Annotated in this window: 2 protein-coding genes; both read right to left on the bottom strand. The window is 41.1% G+C overall.

The features are described from left to right. Window position 1: 1 nt before the first annotated feature. Entirely contained in the window at window positions 2-1,678 is a 1,677-nt protein-coding gene (locus QL223_RS13005; RefSeq protein WP_281545007.1) for a type I secretion system permease/ATPase, read from the bottom strand. 66 nt (window positions 1,679-1,744) lie between these two features. Beyond that, on the bottom strand, window positions 1,745-23,482 hold the full coding sequence (locus tag QL223_RS13000; RefSeq protein WP_281545006.1) for a tandem-95 repeat protein: 21,738 nt from the start codon (window positions 23,480-23,482) through the stop codon (window positions 1,745-1,747). Between the last annotated feature and the right edge of the window lie 45 nt (window positions 23,483-23,527).

Raw genomic sequence — 23,527 nt, 5'->3', positions numbered from 1 at the left:
ATTATTGGCTCACCGTCTTAAGTGTTTTTTTCAATACCAACTCTTTTTCACCAAACTCAACCACTTTACCATTACTCAGAATCAATATCTTATCAACGGCAGCTATGGCACTTGGTCTATGTGTCAAAACCAATATTGTGTGCCCCAACGACTTTAAACTTGAAATGGCATTTTTAAGAGCTTCATCTCCTTCAGAGTCAAGGTTTGAATTCGGTTCGTCTAAAACTAAATATTTAGGAAGTTTATATACTGCCCGAGCAAGCGCTATTCGCTGAATTTGTCCACCGGAAAAATTTACTGAGTCAGAGTCAATTCTTGAATTATATCCGTCACTGAAGCCCACGATCATATCATGCACACCAGCAATCACGGCTGCAGAGATAACATCTTCATCAGTTCCTGCTTGATCAAAACCAGAGATGTTATCTCTTATTGTTCCCGGAAAAAGTTCAACTTTTTGAGGAAGATACCCAACTAACCTTCTCTCTGGATCAAATTGTAAGCTGTTGGTGTTGTCAAACTTAACCTCTCCAAGTTCAGGAGCAAGCGCATTACATACAATACTTGCAAGTGTGGACTTTCCGGATGCAGAGGGACCTATAACGCCTACAGCTTCTCCCGGATTCACCTTAAAACTTACCTTGTCTAATATTGGCGGTTTATCTCTTGAGTCACGAAACTTAGTCACCCCCAAAACATCCAAGACACCTTCAGGGTTAGGAAGGTCCATGTAGTCTTCTTGTATCATTGATTGGGAAGAGTAAATGCTTGTTAATCTTTTATGAGCTTCTTTCGATTTAACAATCACTTTCCATTGAGAGATAACTTGATCTATCGGTGTCAGAGCACGGCCAGCAATAATTGAAGCAGCAACAATCATTCCGGGAGAGATTTCTTGTAACAAAGCCAAGTAAGCACCAAGTGCAAGTATCGAAGACTGAAGAAGAAGCCGGAGAGATTTTGATATTGAGGTGAATACCTCATTCCTTTCGATACCACTCTGTAGAACAAATAGCCCCTCATTACGTATTTCCTTCCACTTACTACGAATATTACCGACTAAGCCAAGCGAGGAAATCGTCTGCTTATTCTTAAAGCACTGATCTAAGAGATTGCTTTCAACACTGTCTGCTTGAATAGATTTCAAGTTGCTCTTTTTTGTTATCCATTGGTTAGCAAATGCTAGTAAAGAGATTAATAAAGAACCAATTATAGCTAATCCCCCTAAATAGGGGTGAATGAGAAACACGACGAGTAAGTAGAATGGGACCCAGGGTAGATCATAAAGGTTTGCCATTGTGGGACTCGAGATAAAACTCCTAATTGTAGATATATCATTAATAGGTTTGTATGAGTGAAACATCTTTGAAGTGTTATTCATCCACAAAGAGAAAGATGCTTCGCTAAGTTCTAAATCAAATTTAAATGATATTCTTGAAAGCATACGACTTCGAATAAAATCGAATGCAGCCATAAATGAATAAAGAACGACAACAATTAAGAACAGACCCAACAAGGTGGAAAAAGATCCACTCGTCAATACCCTATCATAAACTTGAAGCATAAAAATTGGGCCAGTTAACATCAAAATATTAACTAAAGCACCAAACAGCGCAACATAAACTAAAGAACGTTTAGTTTCCGCCGTAACCTTTTCATATTTATTTCTGCTTTCCATAGCAACACCGAATACAACATTCCAAATAAAACAGAGCGCCTATCCAGGCGCTCTGTCTCAGCAAGGTTAACTAAAAGTGAAAGTATCATTATCTAGAGAGGCAAGTTGTGTCTCTGATAAGAAATCTTCCTCAGTTAGTCCCAACAATGCCCCATCTTGGCTTTCTTCAGTGTATTGCGGGTCTGTTGAAATTGCTTCCACATTACTTTCAGTTGAACTTTCTACCGATTGATAAGCGGTTGAGTCTGCATCTTCAGTAGTCGTTGGGTTCAATACTTCATCTGAGTACTCAAAGCTCTCAAGCATCGAATAGTCAGTCTGCGTTGGCTCATCAAGATATTTATCAGATGGTGAATCATCGGACAAATTGCTATCGGTGCTACTCTCTGGTGACACTGATGAGCTCAGTCCTCCGACAGAAGACAGTGGCTCTATTTCACTTCCAACGAAAGAGATTCTTTCGGCATCAGTCCAAACTGTAATGTATGTATCTGAATTCAAATGCCTAAAGCTATAAGCCCCAAGTAACTCTACCTGTTCGAGGGTGATACCCAATGTCTCAGCCATATCTGCGGTAAATTCGGCCGCTGGCATTGCATCCGCAACGTAGTTCCAACCAGCACCTTCAAGATTGAATGTATCTTCACCGCCACCAAGAATTGCAACAAAACCCTGCCAATCTCCGCCAATGGTATCGTCAGACTGAGCATTTATCGCAAAAGCGTTGATCGTGACATTCTGGTCATACTCATCACCTACGACCGCTTCAATGCCAGAAACAACATTTCCAGAAATACCGGCTTCCGATTGATAATTGGCTCCAGTGAAGTCCACATGCCAACTACCTTTGATAGAGAGAACATCAAAGCCCGAGCCGGCATTGTATACATTTTCGTTGATAACCTTACCGCTACTTAGAGTAGTGGTGCTTCCAGAGAAATCTTCTCTATCAAACGCTATTATATCAGTGCCTCCACTGCCTATAATGCGGTCTTCACCAGCTTGCCCATCAAGATAGTTATCATGACTGCTAAAACCAGCTTCAAGAGAGTCGTCACCTTCCCCACCGAGCAGGACATTGCTTCCTAAATTACCGTAAAGTTGATCGTTACCAGCTCCGCCATCAAGATAATCATTTCCTTTACGCCCATATAAGCTGTCATTACCGTCTAGGCCATAAATGATATCATCGTCTGTAGTGCCAGATATTGAGTCATCTTCCAACGTACCCCATATCGCATTTTGAGGGACAAAGTTAATAGTGAATTGGTCAGAGACTATATCGATACCATCTGTTGCAAATAACTCCAAAGCAATCGACTCAGGAACATTTGCTGGCGAATAGCCACTCAGTGTTTGACCATCAAACTCCATCCAACTAGGTAAAGGTGCTCCTGAAGCCAATTGGAGCGAATATGACAATACATCGCCATCAATATCTGAGAATTTGTCTATTTCCACATTGAAAGAGAAAGCCTCTCCTGCAGACATTACAGTACCGTCTGCGTTTTCAAATACATCGCTTAGTGGTGCGGTCAATGTTGGGGCATCATTGACAGAAACAACTGAGAAAACAAAATCATCGGCCACTGTCGTCACGCCATCTGACGCATGCAATCGGAGAAGAAATTCGCCCGCAAAGTCCGTTGGAGGTGTTCCCGATAAACTTAAATCTTGTTCATTGAACAACAACCAATCAGGCAACGACTCTCCATCAACACGACTGAGATCAAATGTAAGCATTGCACCTTGAGTACTAACAAACAAATCTCGCTGAAGTTGAACATTGAACGCTTTTTCTTCTACCGCATAGCGATCAGATAGAGGAGCCTTTAGCGTTATGGTCGTCTCAGAAGGGAGAACATCAACTGACACATAACCCGTTGTTACCTCCTGTCCATCCGTGACTTGATATGTGAATCCAGCATTGCCAAAGTAATGTGCATTAGGTGTGAAAGTAATGATCCCATTGTCGACAGAAACATTACCATTGTCTCCGTCGAATGCATTGACCAGAGTAATGGTATCCCCTTCGACGTCGAAGTCGTTATCAATGAGATCGGCAGTCGTAATTTGCAGCGTCGTATCTCGAGAAATAACGAAATAATCATCCTCGACATGGGGAGCGTCATTCTTCGCGACAAACTCTACGTCAATATAACCAAAGTCTGTGCGCCTGCCGTCACTGAGGGTGTAGCGAAACTCAACAGTACCAGTAACATCCTGATTTGGTACCAGTTGAATTTTTCCTTGCTCGGACAATATGAAGCCTTGGCCATTCTTATCATCTTGATAAACAGCCACCACATCCAATGTGTCTTCTGGATTCGGGTCTACATCATTAGCAAGCAAAGTAGCAATATCAATGACGAGTGGCTCATCTTCAACGCCAACAAAGCTATCTCTATTTGCTTCTGGGGCTAAATTGACTTCTTCAAGATCGATATAGACCATCGCTGTCGCTTCACCATGGAGGTTGTCTGCAATGGTGTATGTGAAACTATCATCACCATGATGATTAGTATTCGGAGTGTAAGTTAGTGTTCCATCGGTCAAACTAACTACACCATGTTCGGGTTGAGTGAATTCAGTTAAAACGAACAGATCATCATCGTAATCTTCATCATTGGCCAAAAGCTCGGAAACACTGATAAGAATCGGCTGATCTTCTTGGCCCTTAAACTCATCGCTATATGCAATCGGCGCCACTTGCTGTGGGAGCACATCAATAACAGCCACACCAGTAGCATCGCCATCCACAGCATCTGTTAATGTATAATTGATGTTGAAGTAACCCGTTGCATCTACAGGAGGGGTATACGTAATAACAGCTTTTTCATTACCATTGATAGTCACAACTTCGGTATGACTCTCGATTGTTTCTCCATTATCAATGAACCAAACAATTGAGTCTTTTAGGTAATATTCCAACGGAACTAGACCAGAAACCTCCCCAGTTGCTGCATCCACAGAAAGCCATTCAGGTAATGCTTCGCCACTCTCAAACGAAGCCGTAACAGAACTTCCAGGAACTATTGAAGTACTTGGTAAAAGTGACAAAGCACCAAGTACAACGCCTACATCGCCATTCACTTCGCTCCCTGAAGTAAGCGTCTCACCGCTAATTTCGACGTTTGCTCTGTACTCCGATACTTCCGTGCCGTCGGCAATTTTCCAGATAATGGAGTAGACGCTAGTTTCCAATTTAAATGGAGGGTAAGCCGTGATTTCACCTGTAATTTCATTCAGTGTCATCCAGTCTGGCAGCTCATTGTCATCATCCAGTTTGGCCGAAAACGAGCGCTCAACTATCACGCCGCTGTCATTTATTACCAATGGGGGTACTGTAGGTACAATGGAAATTCTATCAACCTCTGGGAGATTTATATCGGTAATGTGGATTGAATCTCCATCCAAATCCCTATCATTTTCCAACAACGACATCACCGATATCTCCAACGGCATGTTTTCTTTTGCCCGCAAGAAATCAGTTTCTGCGATTGGAAGATCACGCTCCGGTTGGATATTCAATACAATCAACGCGTCCTGGGTAGAAACTGCTCCTTTCTCGTCTTCAGCCGTATAAGCCAAAACGATATCGCCGAAGTAGTGTTCTGGAACATCTACAGTTAATGATTCTGTATCCCATTTAATTGAAACACTGGGTAATTCCTCGATATCAATACTATCAACCACGACTTGCCCCAACACGCTATATGCCGGTTGAGTGCTGGAAGATGGAATCTGCAAGCGAACTGGAACAGTACCAATAAGATGGCTAGGAGGAACGCCCGTAAAAGTTAAAGTGGCAGGATCAAACGACAGCCATTCCGGCAAACTTTCACCATTTGGTAATGAAGCCGTGATGCCGTCTAAAGGCGTAATGAAAGATGAGAGAAATACTCCATCACTAGACGAAGGCATATTGGAAACCAAATCTTCCAAAAAGCCCAAATGCTCCGTCACTAAGCTATTTATCTGAGCTTCATCGCTCAGTGGAGAGATATCCAGTTCGATGGTGTAAGTGTTGTCTCTTGCCTCAAACACCGACTCAATACCACTGGTTTTCAATTCAATGTTTAAATGAATAGTTTTAGGCTCGTTGTCATTGGCAAGGTCAGAATGGATAGAAAAAGTCCCCGTACTCTCATCATAACCAACCCATTCAGGTAACACCGCACCAGATGCAAGCTTCGCATCAACAGAGTAACCAATTGCATCATCTAAACGTTGTAGATTGAAATTGCCAGAAGAGCCATCTCTTACTAAACCAACTGCTTCACCAAGCAAAACGACGTCATTTAAGAAAATAACATCCCCTTGACGGTCCGAGTCGTTGCCAAAAATTTCGCCGAAGAGAATAGTGATCGGTGACTGCTCGTCTTCTTGCCTTACAACAAGATCATTGACTATGACAGGCGCATCATTTTGTGGCTTCACAAGCACATTTACGTATGCTTGGCTAACGCCACCCCGGCCATCCGAAACCATGTAAGAAAAACCAGCTTGTCCATTAAAGTTCGAGGTAGGAGTAAATTGGATAATCCCCGTATCGAGAATAGTGACCTTGCCATTGTCCGCAAATTCGGTCACGCCAGTGATAAGCAAACTGTCGTCATCAGCATCAAGATCATTTTCAAGAAGTGTTGGAGCTTCTATCAGCAAAACTTCATCTTCAACAATTTCGAAATTATCAATATTGGCAATCGGATTACTATTGAGAGGCTTAACGTCAACACTAACCGTGATGGTGTTGGTTGCCCCATGCTCGTCCGTAACGAGATATTGGAACGTTGCATCACCTAAGGAATTAGCGACAAAGGTAACAATAGGCTCTTCATAGACGACACCATCAATTTCAACTGGCAGACCTGTATCAATAAGCTCAACAATGCCGTTTTCTGCTGTACCTGTTAATCCGTCAAAATAGTAATCATCGCCTTCTGGGTCATGAACGCTGTGGAGAAAGTCACTGGCAATGTAAACATTTGTCTTATCAAGTCTAGCTTTTCGATAAGCAACATTGCTTTCTAGGCTCTTGGGCGCATCATTCACAGATTCATAAAACAGTTCTACTTTTGCTGTGTTTGCACCGCCCAAACTGTCGCTTACCTCATAGGTAAATTCCGCATAGCCATAGTGGTCGATTGAAGGCTTAATGTGAACTTCACCATCTCTGATGAACACCCCGCCTCCCAGCATTGACTGCGATATCCCGGAGAAGTAAGCATCACTGATGGTCAATTGGTCCCCATCAATATCCGTGTCGTTACCCAACAAATCTGCAAAAGGTATCACTAACACGTTATCTTCAACGCCAACAAACACGCCATCATCGTTAGCAATAGGCGCATCGTTTACAGGAGCAAGATTCACTTCAACCTGTGCACTGGACTCGCGACCAAACTGATCTTGAATGGTATAGCGGAAATAGGCATCTCCATGGTAGTTCTGGGTTCCAGTAAACTCGATAGCACCGTCAATCATGTTGACATCGCCACCGCTGACGGCAACAGCATTGACCAAGGTAATGACCTCACCTTCAGCGAACTCGTCATTATTCGTCAACCAATCCAGAGTAAATGTTGTAGCCTCATCTTCGTTAGCAAGGAGGTAGGTATCATCATTTGCAGAGAAAGAGCCGTCCCGCAGCATGCTTTGGATATCGTCTCTATCCCACGACATCCCTGACGCAAAACTGATGACTTCAATACCTGTCGATGCAGAAAGGAAAAAATCAGCAACAGTAATGGCGTGGAGCACCACATCCGTGGATTTTTCCACCTCAATGATCAAGTCGCTTCCCTGCTGAATCAGAGAAATATCTTTTGGAAGTAAAGAGGCATCAAACCTCACTTCATCGATAGCACCGATATCTTCGCCTTCTTCGATACGATCAAGGCCAATGAACTGAGTAAAATGATAGACGTCACTGCCCAAGCCGCCGCTTAGAACATCATCTCCAAAGCCACCTTCCAGAGTGTCCTCGCCTTCACCTCCCTCAAGAACATCATTGAATGCTGAACCAACAATAGATTCTATGCCTGTTAACATGTCACCCTGAGCATCGCCATGTAAGCCTAGCCCAGATAGTAGATTGACATGGACCCCTTCATTTGATTCGGAGTAGTCAGCTGTATCAAAGCCTATACCACCATGCAATTCATCAGCACCTTGACCACCACGGAATATGTTGTCGGCGTCGTCACCCGTAATAATGTCATCATGATAAGACCCCTGAATGACTTCGATCCCTACAAGACTATCGCCTTCAGCATCCCCGCCAGTCTGAGTATCATTATTCAAATCAATAACGATGCGTTCAAAGGAAGTGGAGTAGTCCGCCGTATCAATGCCAAGCCCACCAACAAGTGCATCAGCACCGCGACCACCACTCAAAGTGTCGTCACCTTCTCCGCCATTTAGAAGATCATTACCACGACCTCCCGAAAGGTGATTACTTTCAGTATTGCCACGAATCACATCATTAAAGTCTGTGCCTATGACACCTTCAATATTAGAAAGTCGGTCACCTTCAGCAGCGCCGCTATCGATGTAGGAGTCTGAGGACAGATCCAGGTTTAGGGCAAGCTCTGCATTGCTGTAGTCCGCAGTATCCATCCCATCGCCGCCATCCAAGTAATCGGCGCCAGAACCACCGCGCAAAGTATCATCGCCTTTGTCGCCATAGAGCCAGTCATCTCCTTGCTCTCCAGCCAACAGGTCATGTCCAGCATTTCCGCGTAATGTATTATCGGCAATATCACCGTAAAGTTGGTCGCTATAGTCAGACCCTTCCACTGATTCAATATTGTAGTAGCGGTCTCCTTGCGCCCATCCACCCTGACCAAGTCCAAGATTTAAATCAACGCGAACACCAACGTTAGACCCAACAAGCGTAACCGTATCAAAACCACTGCCACCGTCGATATAATCGGAACCATCACCACCATTAATCGTGTCATCACCGGCTTCACCATAAATATCGTCGCGTCCTGCAAGCCCATCAATAACATCGCTTTGCTCTGAGCCAATCAGTAGATCGCGCTCAATTGTTCCATTCAACCGACCATCATATTCACCAGATACCAGAGAAAATTCAGAGTAACCCTCATCCTGCAGCCCTGACGGATCGGCCACATGATACTTAAACTGCACAGCACTATTGGTTGAGGTACTCGGATAGAAAATCAGGAAATCTTCGTCGTAGCGCTCGAAATACCCAATATCAGGATCTTCGGCACTGACGAAAGTAAGTATGTCGCCATCGACATCTTCATCATTGGAAAGTAAGTCACTGATTCGGAAAACAACTGGCGCTTCGAGGTGGTATTCACCCAAATCATCCCCAACTACAACTGGCTCATCATTAACAGGGATTATATTGAGATCGATATAAGCGTTGCTTGTGTTACCAGTGCCGTCCGACACGACATAATAAAAGCCAAATGTTTCAGTCACGTTGGCATCTGGGGTGAACAGAAAACCTTCAGCCAACATGCTAACAACGCCTTCGGGTGCAACATTGGAATGAAGTACAAACCAGTCGATAATTTGCAGTTGATCGCCATCTACATCGTAGTCGTTTGCTAGCAGGTCATTGAAAGCTATAAAGGTTGGCGTGTCCTCATAAACATCAACTGAGTCTTTTAGTGCAAATGGAGCAACATCGTCAGTATTCACAAACATCATCAATACCTGGGCATCATCCACCGCCCCTGTATTGTCTTTTACATTGTAATAAAACGAAGCTTCGCCGAAGTAATCTGGATCGGGAGTAAAACGGATTGTTTCAGCATCTACCCACTCAACAACACCATTTTCTGCAGCAAAAATATCAACAAACTCGAAAGAATCTCCGTCGACATCAAAGTCGTTTGCTAGCAATGTAGATACTGAAACTTCAATGAATTGATTTTCACTACTCGTCAACACGGAATAATCAGCGTAAGTGTCATCTTGAGCCTCAGGGTTGTCATCCGTTGCTTCGACAGCAACATTGACATACCCAAACGCTGTTCCACCGTGTCCATCATCTGCCTTGTACTGGAACTGTGCAGTACCTGAGAAATTCTCATCTGGCGTGAATAGAACTGTACCATTATCTCTTAGAGAAACCGTTCCATTCTCGGCACCGAATACGGAAGAAATAGAAAGTGAATCTCCATCAGCGTCGCTATCGTTGATAAGTAAAGCATCAACCAGTACCAGTATTGGTGAATCTTCTAGCGTGGAGATATCATCCGCCTGAGTAACAGGAGCATCATTGACTGGTTTAACACCAAATTTCACAGTCGCTGATGCTGTAAGTCCACTGCCATCTCCAATTGAATATTGGAAATCTCCATAACCAAAGAAATCTGGTGAGAGGCGAACTTCAATGGTATTGGTATCAATGATTGAAACATCGGCATTGTCACTGCTAGTGACACCGACTAGAGTCACTTCGTCTCCATCAATGTCACGGTCGTTACTAATAAGGTCTGCTACATCAACCAGGAAAACGTCCCCCTCATTAACAGATGCGAGGAAATCATTGAACGCGATTGGCGCATCATTTACTGGTAGTACATCTATTGTGACGGTTGCTTCCGCACGACCTCCTTCCGGCGTGTTTGCCGCATAATCGAAATAAGCTTTCCCAACAAAATCAGCGTCGGGTGTAAACAATACCTGTCCTGCACTAGAAAGAGTGACAGAGCCATTCACTGCATTAAATACTTCACCGATGATCATACGGTCACCATCAGCATCGTTAGCCAATAATTGCAGTGCATCAATGACTACCTCAGAATCCTCTTCAACAGATATTCCAGTATCATCGTTCGCATAGGCAAACGGTCTCACCCGAACATTGACAGAGGCAGTTGAGAATCCATTTTGTCCATCAGAAATCGTATATTGGAATTGGGTTGCTCCAGTGAAAGTTCCAATAGAGTAGAAAACAACATCTCCGTCAGCATTTATCTCTGCTACCCCGTTACCTTCACTCTGTACACTAACAATAGATAGTTTTTCACCATCTGGGTCGTAATCATTCTTAAGTAACTCTTCAGCTTTTATAAACAGAGGGGTTTCAGTCGTCACTGTGAAATAACCATCATCATCAGCAACGGGAGTATTATTATTTAGTAGCGACTTGAGTTTTTCTTTTGACCAGATAACACCGTCATTGAACTCATAATATTCGACACCCTCTCCAGAAGCCGAGATAGCATTAGTAACAGTTGTTGTCTCATTACTACCAATATAAGAGAAAACAACCGTTTCACTTCCCTTAAACAGGCGAGATACTGATACCTCACTAGAGATAATATCTATAAATTTAAGTTTATCGATATCACCAGCATTAGTGCCACTGTCATTGATACTATCACTACCATCGTAGCGGGAAACAATATAAGAGTCTCCGCCGTCTCGACCATCTAACAGATCATCGCCGGTACCACCCTGTAGAATATCTGCGCCAAAGTATCCATAAATTGAGTCGTTATCATCTGTGGCGCTGTATTGTATAACTTTCTCCGTAAGCTTAGAGCGATCCCACTCTACTCCATCAGAAAAAATAAGTTTTTCTATTCCAAGGTTTTGAACTGACCAAGAAGAGTCATCTCGGTTAAATGCATTGTGGAGTGTTACGCGATCGCTGCCTTCTGAAAAACGTATAATCGCGTCTCTTCCTTCCTCTCCAGACGCAGCGATGTAAGCAATATCTGAAGACAAATAATCCACAAACTGGATAGTATCAGCAGTATCATTTCTTCCTGAGTCTATGATGGTGTCGTCACCGTCACCTTTGTGATAAAGGTATATATCATCCCCTTCGCCACCGATTAAGCGATCGCTACCCAAACCACCAGTTAAAGTATTGCCAAACCTATTCCCTCTTATTTCATCATTAAATTCACTTACGGATGTTAAAATAACCTCACCGAAAATATCTGATATACGAACAGATTCACCTGTGTCAATAAAGTTTATAAACTCGATCCGATCGATGTACCAAGAATTAAAGTTTGAATTTACTCCATTAATAATCTTGATGCTATCATTGTTATCAGAAAAAGAAAGTAATAGGTCGTTTGTACCGCGACTCACTTTAGTAAGCTTAAGGTCGGATAAGCTATACCCAGACACCTCAATGGTGTCATTTGAGCCATCACTATCACGAATAATGTCATGGCCATCACCCTTAGTGAATACATAGGTATCATTACCATCGTTACCAATCAGGGTATCTCTTCCTAGACCACCTTCTAATATATCATCACCTGAAGAGCCTTCAATATAGTCATCACCATCAGTTGAAGTACCTGTAACATCGGAAGATGTTCGTTCAGTATTGACTAGTGCAGAGATATCCTCATAACTTAGAGAGTCACCACCTGTAAACTCAATTCTTTCTACCAAATATTTATCACCTAAAAAATAGTCTTGAATTCTGACTTTCTCGTTCGTACTTGTAGAAATTAATAAGTTCTCGCCTTCTTTTATAAATGTCACCTGACTCAAGCCTAAGTCAGTAAAAACTAACTGGTCGTTACGTGACCCCAAGGAATTGGAGTAATCAAAAATATCAAGATTTCCCTGGCCGACAGAGAAGGTGTAAATATCATTTTCATGCGTACCTTCAACATAACCAGCATCAGATGCATCACTAATATAACGTTCAATTATATCCGTATATGTCCACAGCGCGCTGTCTGAAAACTCGACTAATTCGATGGCATAACGACCAGAGTAAAAAAAATCATCTATGATAATTTTGCCACCATTCGCCTTCATGAAAGCTAAATCATTTTCTATTCTTATTAAAGTAAAATCGTCTTCAAGATTATCAGAAAAAACCACCTTATCCATATATTCTTTATAATCATATCTACTATTATAATCTTTGATTACCACATCGTGTCTAAGATCTGATATTATATAGTCTTCTGAATTCGAAGTTCCTCTAATCAAACCCGTTTCAAGGGAATCAGTAACATATTTTTTCCATATCTCACTTTCATCAATAACTAATCCATCAGAAAATTCTATACCTTCAACTCGATAGCTATTTGAATAGAAATACCGATGAATCGTAACCTCACTCGTAGGAGATGTAAGTATTAAATCATCCTCTACTCTTGAGAACTTAAAGTCAGAGAGAAGTGAGTCAGAGAATATTAGATGGTCGTTTTCACTCTGATCATAATCATAATCCTTAATCTCTAGTGAGGTAAAATCACCATCTATGATATACGTTTCACCCACATGACTACCATTGACATAACCCAGCTCTTGCGCTGTATTAACATAGGTATTGAAAATATCTTCTCTGGTCCAAACGTCATTATTATCAAACTTTATAGATTCTATTTTATATCTATCACTTGAGAAGTAGTCAGAAATGACAACATGCTCTTCATCAGAAAGAAATATAACTAGCGAACCACTTGAACGTAGTAACATTACATCTAAAGGATTAACACCATGTAGGTAGAGTACATCTTGATGGTTAGCAGATACATCATAGTCTTCTATAACAATAGAACCAGTTCCATAAGTATGATGATATTCATCTACATCTGAACTACCAATATAGACTGATTCATCATCAATGATATAATTAGATATCACATGGTCATCACTAATAACTACCCCATCACTGAAGTGAAACTCTTCAATTCGATGGTCTCCATGTGTAAAGAAGTCGAGTATAGTGACAAAATCATCATCAGCTGAGCTGATGATTAAATCATTTTCTCGCCTAATATAATATATATCATTAGATGAAACATCAGAAAATATAACTCTGTCAGTATAAGCAGAATATGGGTTAGATTTATCTATTATTAGAATTTCATCTAGATCAGTTGAATAGTTATAAGTATTGCCAATGTAATATCCTAAGCCAACATAAATTTCACTATTGGAAATTTTATTGGAAGCAAATCTATTTATATCTTGTAAACTCCAGGAAACACCGTCACTAAAGTTTATCTCTTCAATTCTAAAGTCAGTTCCCTTATAATGATTATCGACTTCAACTAAAGAGCCATTCCCAGCATCAATAAATAGAGAAAAGCCTTTACGATATAAATTCACTTCAGCAGAAGAAATATCAAAGAATTTAATTGAATCATTATATAATGAATTTGAATTAAAAGACTTATCAATAATTTTTACATGACCATCCTTCCTAAGAATATCTATTGAGTCACTATACTTAGTTCCGACTACAACCCCATTATTTTCCTTTGAATCAGAATAGTATTTCTGTAATATCTCTTTACCTGAAAGTGTTTCACCATCAGAGAATTCCAAATATTCAAATCCATAGTCATCTGAATTAAATGCATTATATATTTTTAGCTCATGCCCATTATCAGTTTTATAGATAAAGTGATCACCGACACTAGAAATGGTTATTTGAGACTTAACAAGATCTTTGAAAATCAATCTATCATCGTATGTTGATGATATCCCTGAGTACAGTGAGTAATCTAAGACAGTGTAGCTACCATCACTAGAAGAGTGCTCATGGGTATTTCCCAATGGAGAAGAAAGGACGAGACTACTACTTTTGCTTAAGTTTTGCATTTCAACAAGAAATGCTTGGAAATCCCACACTTGACCATCAGAAAAAACTAAATTTTCAATATGATATTGGTCATTAATTATAAATGCATTAACTATCCTAATTTCTTCATCATTTGGAGCAATAAGAACAGCGTCATCACCATACCGTCGTATTTCAATGTCACCAGATAATAAATCTTCAAAGATCAGAGTATCATTGCTACTCGAGTAGTAGCTATGATCGTAAATAGAATAACCTTTATCTCCTAAAGAGTATGAGTAAGTATCGTCCCATGAGGATCCTGTAACAACCCCACTCTCTAATTGATGCGTTCTTAAATTAGAAAGTAAATCCTCTCTATCCCACTCAACACCATTAGAAAATTCAAATTTCTCTATGTGATACCGGTCATATGTTTTTAGTTGGTTCTTGACGGTAAGACTTCCACCAAATGAAAAATCAAAGTAAATGTGATTCCCATCAGTACTCAGCGCTATATTTTCTGGTGAGGCATCCACAAATCGAATAACATCACTCTCAGAGTAAGGTTGGTTTTCATATATAGTGTCATGACCATCTCCATATCTAATTATATAAAGATCATTTCCTTGCTTACCGTCTAAATAGTCATCACCTTCAAAACCAATAATAACATCATCATTTGAGCTACCTAAAAGTTCATCATTATATTTCGTTCCTTTCCCGATGACACTTTTAAGTAAAAAGTCTTTATCCCAAACCGTTCCATCACTGAATACAACTTTATCAATACCGTCTTCATCACTATCGTACTGAAGAGTTAGGCTTCCCTCTTGTGATATAAAGCTCAGCTTAATATCAGTTCTATCCAAAGTTGGTTGGGATACTTCAACCTCATCAGGTAAAAAGCCAAATAGCTCTAATGTATTGATGCCACCTGTATCTCTGATGATGTCATGGCCGTCACCCCGACTATAACGATACACATCATTGCCGCGACCACCACTTATATCATCATCACCCTTACCACCTTGAATAAGGTCATCAAACCTACTGCCAGTGATATAGTCATCGCTGTCACTCGCTTGATTCACCATTAGCTGCGCAAGCGCTTCTTGTCTTGTCCATTCAACGCCATCAGCAAATTTTAAGACTGTGCCGCTGCCGATATTTTCGATCGTTAATCTGTCTCCAGTACGTGGGAACTCAAAAACTAGGTTGGAAGACGAGAACTGCTCATCGTTTAAATAGGCATAGCGGACGACGACCTCTGTAGAGTTAAGGTCACTAAATGTTACGACATTAGATTTATTGCTGTATCTAATAAAAGCGACGGTATCAATGCCATCGCCGGCTTGAAAAGCGTATTCGGTAGCTGCCGAAAAATAAGACCAATCGTTACCTCGCCCTGGAGAAATTTCATAAGGAAGCGTTTGTCCATCAAAGTCAACTCGATTGGAAGTAGCCCAGTTTTCCTCTCTAAAAATCCTAAACAGCACTTCATCCAAGCTAAGGGTATCTTCATCTTCAAATAAGAATGATTCAACGCCATGTTGACCACCATATTCTGCTCCAGACAATACAACCAATGTTTCACTGGTTTCTTTAAGGGTTATCAGTAGATTCCCTTCAACGGCACTAAAGCTCACATCTTGGCGTCTAATGCCCGGTGAGAATACGACTTGGTCAACACCACCCGAGTCAAAAATAGAGTCATGACCCGCACCATAGCCATAGTGATAGCTATCATTCCCCTTACCGCCTTCTAATGCATCGGAACCAGCTCCACCGCTTAATACATCATCTCGATCATCAAAGCCGATAATATTGTCATGGCCATCGCTTCCTGAGAGCATACTGATACGTATGTCTTCCAGTGTCGCAGATGTTCCATCTGCAAATTCAAACAGCTCTACCTGTCGGGTACTTAACCCCTCTTTAATGGTGAGTACACTCTCACCATCGCCCAGATCGATTAAAAGATCGTTTTCGTTGCGACGGACAATCAAGGAATCAAATGTAATCCCCTTGCCAAATACAATGCGGTCAACACTACCATCGAAAGGTGATTCAGATTCAATAACCTCGTCCAAATCATAACCAATACCAAAGGCATAGATATCAGAATCGGAGCCACCGATTAGCGTATCATCACCCTGTCGACCATCCAGTACGTTTGGACCGTCGAGAGTCCCTGTAATGGTATTGTCACCACGGTTTCCTCCTACTATTTGTAGATGTTCTTCCACATTAGCAATAGACATTGATGTGCCATCAGCAAAAAGGAATTGCTCGATTCCATCAACGGTATCGCGGAATTGATTGCGGATTCTCAGGGAGTCATCAAAGCCAGAGAGTGTAATGACAAGGTCATCACCGTCTTTGCTAAAAGAAACGATATCCCGGGTAATTGTTGGACCAAACAAGACCTTGTCATCTTGCTCTAGCTCTTTGCCTTCACGTCCACGCCACCAAGAACGTACTTGCGTATCGACGATAACATCGTTGCCGTAGTGAACATCAAACACATAGGTATCGCCCCCACTCGCCCCTATTAACGTATCGTCACCTGCTTTACCATCGATACGCTCTCCAAAATCACTACCTTCAAGTATTTCAGACCCAGACGTTCCAATTCGGTCGATAGCATTAGGGTTAAGTTCACTAAAGTCTATAGAAACATCTTTGAATTCAAATATTTCAACAGCAAAAGCTTGCTTGTCACTTCTTACATATTGATTTTTGAAGGTGATTGATTGACCTGTTTCTTCAACACTGAAGATAAGATCAAGGGCTGTACGCGACACAACAATGTCATCATTGAAAGAAAGCTCACTAAATATGGCTTTATCAGCACTTCCGGAAACATCAAAGACAACATCCTGCCCATCGCCTTTCTCGAATATGTAGGTATCGTTGCCCTCTAATCCCTCTAGTCTGTCGTTCCCTTCACCGCCTCTAAGTGTTTGTGAAAAATCAAAGCCGACAATGTGGTCATCGCTGGATGTTTGTTGAAGTTCAACATAGTGCTGAAGAAGCTTGAGATAGTCCCATTCCGTGCCATCAGAGAACCGAATTGATTCAATAAGATTAATATGGCCTTGGAAAGCCTGATATTTAGTAAACTCGGAGAGTACAACGCCTTGTGTACTGTCGGAGCCGGCTATCGACAGCGTTAGCGTGTCAGAGTAGCCCTCACGCAAAAAGTCTATATCAGCCCAAGTGTGGTCACTAAAACGAAGCTGATCGCCTTTACCTCCCCCAAAAAGCTTGATGCTTAAATCGCCATCCTTAACTTCTTCAAGATCATCGCCTTCATTATAAATATAGGTATCTGCACCAGCCCGCCCAATGAGCAGATCATTACCTTTTCCACCGGTTAAACGGTCATCAATATCAAACCCATAGATAGCATCTTCACCATCCGATACTGCATTAGCCACCACTTCTCGAGCTAACTTTGCGAAATCTATTGAAGAGCCATTTTCAAACAGAATCCGCTCTATCGATGTGGAGCTGACAAAATCAAAATCGAAACTCGCAAACTCATCGATGCCCGCCACAGAACCATAAGACTTAGCAAATTCATCCAGATTTAATCTTGCGCCATCAAATTGGCCTTTGATAACAATGGAATCAGAAGTCAGGTTACCTTCACTGTCCTTTAAAGTGATATGTAAGTCAGTACTTTCACCAAATCGCTCGAGATGCAAATCTCTCTCAGAGATATCACCTTTGAACTGAATAAAATCTAAGCCCGCCTTGAATGGGTTCATTCCTTTTGAATTATCTTCAGCGATGACATCTTGGCCATGGCCGCGTTCAAAAAGGTATATATCGCCCCCCGTACCACCTCGCAATACGTCATTGCCTTTTCCACCGATGAGGACGTCAAGCGCGCCAGAACCAACAATGACATCATCAGTATCTTGTGGATCCGCAGTACGGTAGGCAATGGAAAATGAATCCCATACCACACCATTTGCAAATACAATGGCGGTCATTTCAGTATCTTGTGTTCTTCGGCCAAAGGACGGATTCAGTTCACCAAGAAAATGGTTTCGGACGGTAAGACGACTATCTGAGACAAGAGATTCTATGATCAGATCTTGCCCATCACGGGATACGGATACTTGACTGGATGTTAGCTCGGTAAAGCGAAGTTCATCAGCCTCACCAAAATCGATATCTTCGATAACGATGTCGTTAAAGGTTTCTCCAACAAAATACACATCCCTGCCGGCACCACCTTTGAAGCTGGTTCCATCACCAGAAAGAATGATGAAATCAGAACCACTAGTCCCAATAAGTTCGTTTTCACTTTCAGAGAGCGTTGCAATCTGTGTTTCATCAACCTGTAGAGCATTTAAAACAGTTGATAATTCAACGCCTAATGGAACTGCCTCATATACTGGTAACACCATTTGTGTGACCGTACGCTGGTCGATTTCAACACTCCCGTCAGTATGTTCGAAATCCGAATACACCTGCCAAAGAATCTCGTTCCACCCTTGGAGGTATTCGTAAACTTCTTCTTTGTGTTCTGGAGAGCCAAACTCGTAATGTTGAGGCGCTTTTTCAAAAATAGCTTCAAACATAGGCGTCAACAGATAATCTGAAGTAGGCTTAAACACATCTTCTTCAGCTATAAATTCAACACCTTCAAAGTATTCTTTTAGCCCTCCTTGAGCCGCTAGACGAACGGCCAATGCACTACCCACCTTCATATAGGTATCCATCAACTGAGCAAGCGTGTCTAACATCGGTGAAATAGCACTTTGATACTCAGTTTTAGACAAACTCCCACTACCATCGTCAACATCATTAATGGAATAGTTTAAAATGCCGGAAGAACTAATATGGGCGTTCAACATTTCGGTTTGAAAATCAACACCCAACAAAGATGTCGCAAATTGGAATTGGCCAGGAGACAGAAGCTCAACGCGATAAGAACTATCTAAAGATGAATTGACCTCATCAATCGAGTCAAAATCAATCTCATAATTTCGGAGGTTAAACCCATTGCTGTCTCTGTGATAAAACTGAAGCTCTAACGCCCTATCAAGGTGACGAGACCATACGAAGAAAGAGCCGTCTTCATCATTGACTTGAACCGTGTAATCAACAGCAATACCATCGATAACATAAACACCGATATTTTCTACAGACACACCTGCAAGTGGGTTCACGCCAATCGATTCAAGGTTCCAAGACTGTCCTTCTTCTTTGGGAAGAGCCAAAATATCATCAGTGCTCGGTGATACAATCACTTGACCGTTGTCATCAATGATTGGACGACCGCTTGCTAATACCCAGTGGCCATGCTCGTTTTTATAAGCAAAATCATCCACAACCAAGTGATCATTTACAATCGATGTCAGATAAGGCGCTTCATCCCGATAAGAAAGAACATTGCTACGTGAAACTGGTGACCAAGATAACTCAACACTCCACGACTTATCAGATCCAGTATGTTGTGACAGAACATCTTGAAGTGAGGCTCTTTCAATCGCTTGACCTGATTCATTTAGAACTGACCCACCGCTTTCAAGATACCAATACCCCCCCAATTCATCCTCTGTATAAACAGCTCGGTCGAGAAGCTGCGTGCCACTTTTGTCAACCAGCACCGCAACCAGCTCTTTAGAGGTATTCAGCGTTTGTCCCCAATGACTCAATATATCTGCAGATTCATCAAGCAAACCTGATAATGAAGGAGAAGTAATATTAGCGCTTTGAGAAGCAATTAATTGCGAAAGTTCGAAATCATTTTGTGCTGCAATAGCAAGATTCGTGACATTTCCAAAGCCCTTAACATCAATAGACTGAGTTGCCCAAAGCGGTGCTTGTGTGGTGACTGAATACTCAGTGTCAGAATCGTTTACAGCTAAAGAAACCTCAAAGGCGTTTGACGACAACCCATCAACAAAAATAACTTCAGTTACAGAAACAATGTCATTACCTTGAGGCGTTGACTTATTTATATAAGAAGGATTGAGGTTAATAGATACAACACCTAAGGATTCAAGAGTATAGAGTTCTGTAGTATTAGATTTTCCATCTTGATTGATATCTCTCCATATGCGAAGTTCTGCGTAAACACTATCTCTTATATCTATCAGTCCATTTTGATCGTCATCATGATTAGAAAGCTGTTCGAATCCAGATCTTGCCGCTGAGCCAATTATTTCATCTGCATCTTGAATCAATCCATCATTATTTACATCAGTAACAATGATTCCATCATCTGGATCAATCCACGCAACCCTTTCAGAAAAAAGATCTGAATCTATGTCAAAATAAATATCAACATCATTAATTTTACTTGTCTCTAGTCCATCACCATCCAAATCTAAAACAATTGGATTAATGAAATCATCTAAATAGTAAACTTCATTCTCTTCATTTTCAGAGTTATTTCCCTCACTGGATCCCCCACTCTCTCCAGAGTCATCTTGAGACCACTTAGTGCTTTCAAGTAGCTGAAGTGAAGCAGCGAGGACTCCAAGAAGCTTGTCTTCAACTGATTTTATAGAAGCTAATCCGCCCAAAATTCCTGGTGCAATCATGCTAACAAGAGAGAAATATGGGTTGGCATTTTTAAAGATCATTCCCATATCGCCAATAGCTTCATCACGAATACCGCCAGACTCATCAAAAAATGCGCTAGAAAATACAGCAGCTCCTGGTGATTGGTAGTCTTGTATGACAAGGCTACCCTCATTAGAGTGGCCATTATGAGTATTGGGAATATCTTCATCAATGGCGTCACTGAATAACTGAAGGAGGTTTGTTACATATAGATTTTCACCATCATATGTATAGGTGATAAAAGGGAGAAAATTATCAAAATATATAGGGCTAGTATATGTAGCTAATGCTGTTGCTCCTCCCAACAAGCTATTTGCGACAGAGAAACCACCATAGAGCGCAGGAATATCATTTGTCCCCCCAACTAACGGAAGACCAAAAAACTTTAAATGGTCATATTTATCTGCATCCATAATATGGGTATTAGGCCAGTACCAAAAAACATCTGAATGCGCTTCTCCGGATATCTCATTACCATTACTGTCAAGACCATCTATAGTATCGCCATATATTTTCGCACCAGTAGTAGTACTGAAAATCCAGTCTTTACCTTCTCCACCAATAATTTGGACACTATCTTCTTCGCCAAAAAAGGAAAATATAATATCGTTTCCTTTACCACCATCTAGCTTTTGTATAAGATCTTGCTGCGCTACTGCACGGGTATCCTCTTCTAGGTAGCCTCTGATTGGATCGCCACCAATATATTCACCTTGTAACCGTTTTTCAGGCATCCAGCCTAAAATAATATCATCACCACCTGCGCCTTTTATTTCGCCATATCCGCTATGAAGAAGTAAGTTGTTTTGCTCATTACCTGTAATCTTTGCCGCATCATATCCCCAGCCCCAGATGGTACCCATCTCTTCAGTTGCAACAATTTCAGCAGCTTGCCCGCCTGTCAATACGGCACCAGGTGCTTCAATCCCAAATAATTTCGTTGGAATGCTTTGGGTAAATCCAACCACCTCTGAGGCAATACTCTCTAGCGGCACATAAACTTCTATCGCATCCAAAAAGCTCAAAATACTTTGATGCGCTGCTAATCCCCAACTATCTGTTTCATCTCTATGGACTTCAATATAAGTCCTGAGATAATCTTTCAATCCCACATATATTTCAGAAGTACCTAATACTGCAAATGATGCCCAACCTACTGGTCCAGATATAGCACCGATACCAGCCAGTGCTATACCTGTTACCGCTGAAGTCAACATCATATAACCGAAATCGGCACTCAACTTGGCACTATTTTCTTCAACGAAATCTTCGAACTCTACTCCATCTTCCTTGAGTAATTGGTACTGGAAATAAATAAGATAAGCATCAAAAGCCATAGAGCCCAGCGTGCCACCTTTGGATAAATCAAGGTGGTTAGTAAATCCAAATGATTTGTTTACATCCGCAGTATGTTTTAGAGTTGCTTCATCACCGTAATTTAATACAATTTTTGATGTTTCAGAAATGACAATATTAGTATTATTTTTACTATTCTCCAAACCATCCTTTACTACACCATCTGTTCTTAGCCTATTAGTAAGATCAGCAATGTTATTGGGTAAAGGCTTTCCACTTGGTATATCAAGTTTTTTTAATGACTCTAGATAACTATCAGAAAGCTTCAAAAAATCACCATTTTTTTTAGCTTCTTGTATTCTTAGGTGTAATTCATCAGGATCAGATATAATTGACCGGAAAGTGTTCAATGCCATAATATCAGCTTGATACTTAATCCGGTAATCTTCATCTGGTGATGAAATAAAGTCACTATCCTCTGGCCTGGCTTTATATCCATAAGAACTACCATCAGAGTCAATAGCGTCATTAAAAAACAGCTTATCATTGGGAAGCTCTTTTTTATTAACGCCAGCTTGAAAAGAAAGTAGCGCATTATCAAAATTCAAATCGTAGCTTCCATTATCTCCTATAGTAAAGTCTGCATTACCGTCAATAGTCTCTATATCCCATTGAGATTTAATACTTTCATAGTAACTTGAAATTGATTCCCCCTCTAATCGAGGATCATCCTTCCTTAAGAGCAACAATGACTTGGTACTATCACCTTCAATAACTCCTCCATCTTGGAGCGCCATATATGCAAATTTATTAATACCTAATTGTGCTTTCGCCCAATATTCTATTTTTAATTTTTCGCCATTTCTCTCAATTTCTTCCGCTTGTTCAAAAGTAATAATTCCATTATTTTCATCGCGAATTTCTCTCTCCATAAAGTCAATATATTCGCTCTCAAAACGTATACCTTTATCCTTTATTTCACTGACCAAATCATCCATATATTGATTATATTGATCATGCTGTCCTGAGTGTGCTGCCGCTTGAACAAGAAGAGAGTCTTTATATTGTGACGCTAATGCTGCGCCGTTTATACGAAAGTCGGCATGATCATATCGATAGGCCGAATCGACATCCTCCGACACGATGTATTCATAGAAACTATCATAATGCTTCTTAAATACTTCATTTGGTAATAGGTGATGCAGTTGAACGACGAAATCCCTTCCAGTAGTTTTTTCACCAGAAAGAGTGAAATATTCCTCAGCACTAATCTCTTTTTGCCCAGTCATGATCATGCTGTGCTTGGGAAGCTTTGAACTATGAATAGTACTCTTGTTAAATTCAAGGAGTTTTTTTATCTCTTCATCAGTCATTTTTTAATTCCTGAAAACATCAATTTTGAACGTAGGAGTTCTCAC

This window comes from Grimontia sp. SpTr1 (genome assembly GCF_947387585.1).
GTDB classification, from domain to species: Bacteria; Pseudomonadota; Gammaproteobacteria; order Enterobacterales; family Vibrionaceae; genus Enterovibrio; species Enterovibrio indicus.
Note: the sequence above shows the minus strand (reverse complement) of the source record. Positions and strands in the feature narration are given on the sequence as shown.

What these genes read in the sequence shown, in the direction of transcription:
- QL223_RS13000 (WP_281545006.1), bottom strand. Translation starts at nt 23,482, where the DNA reads ATGACTGATGAAGAGATAAAAAAACTCCTTGAATTTAACAAGAGTACT.
- QL223_RS13005 (WP_281545007.1), bottom strand. Translation starts at nt 1,678, where the DNA reads ATGGAAAGCAGAAATAAATATGAAAAGGTTACGGCGGAAACTAAACGT.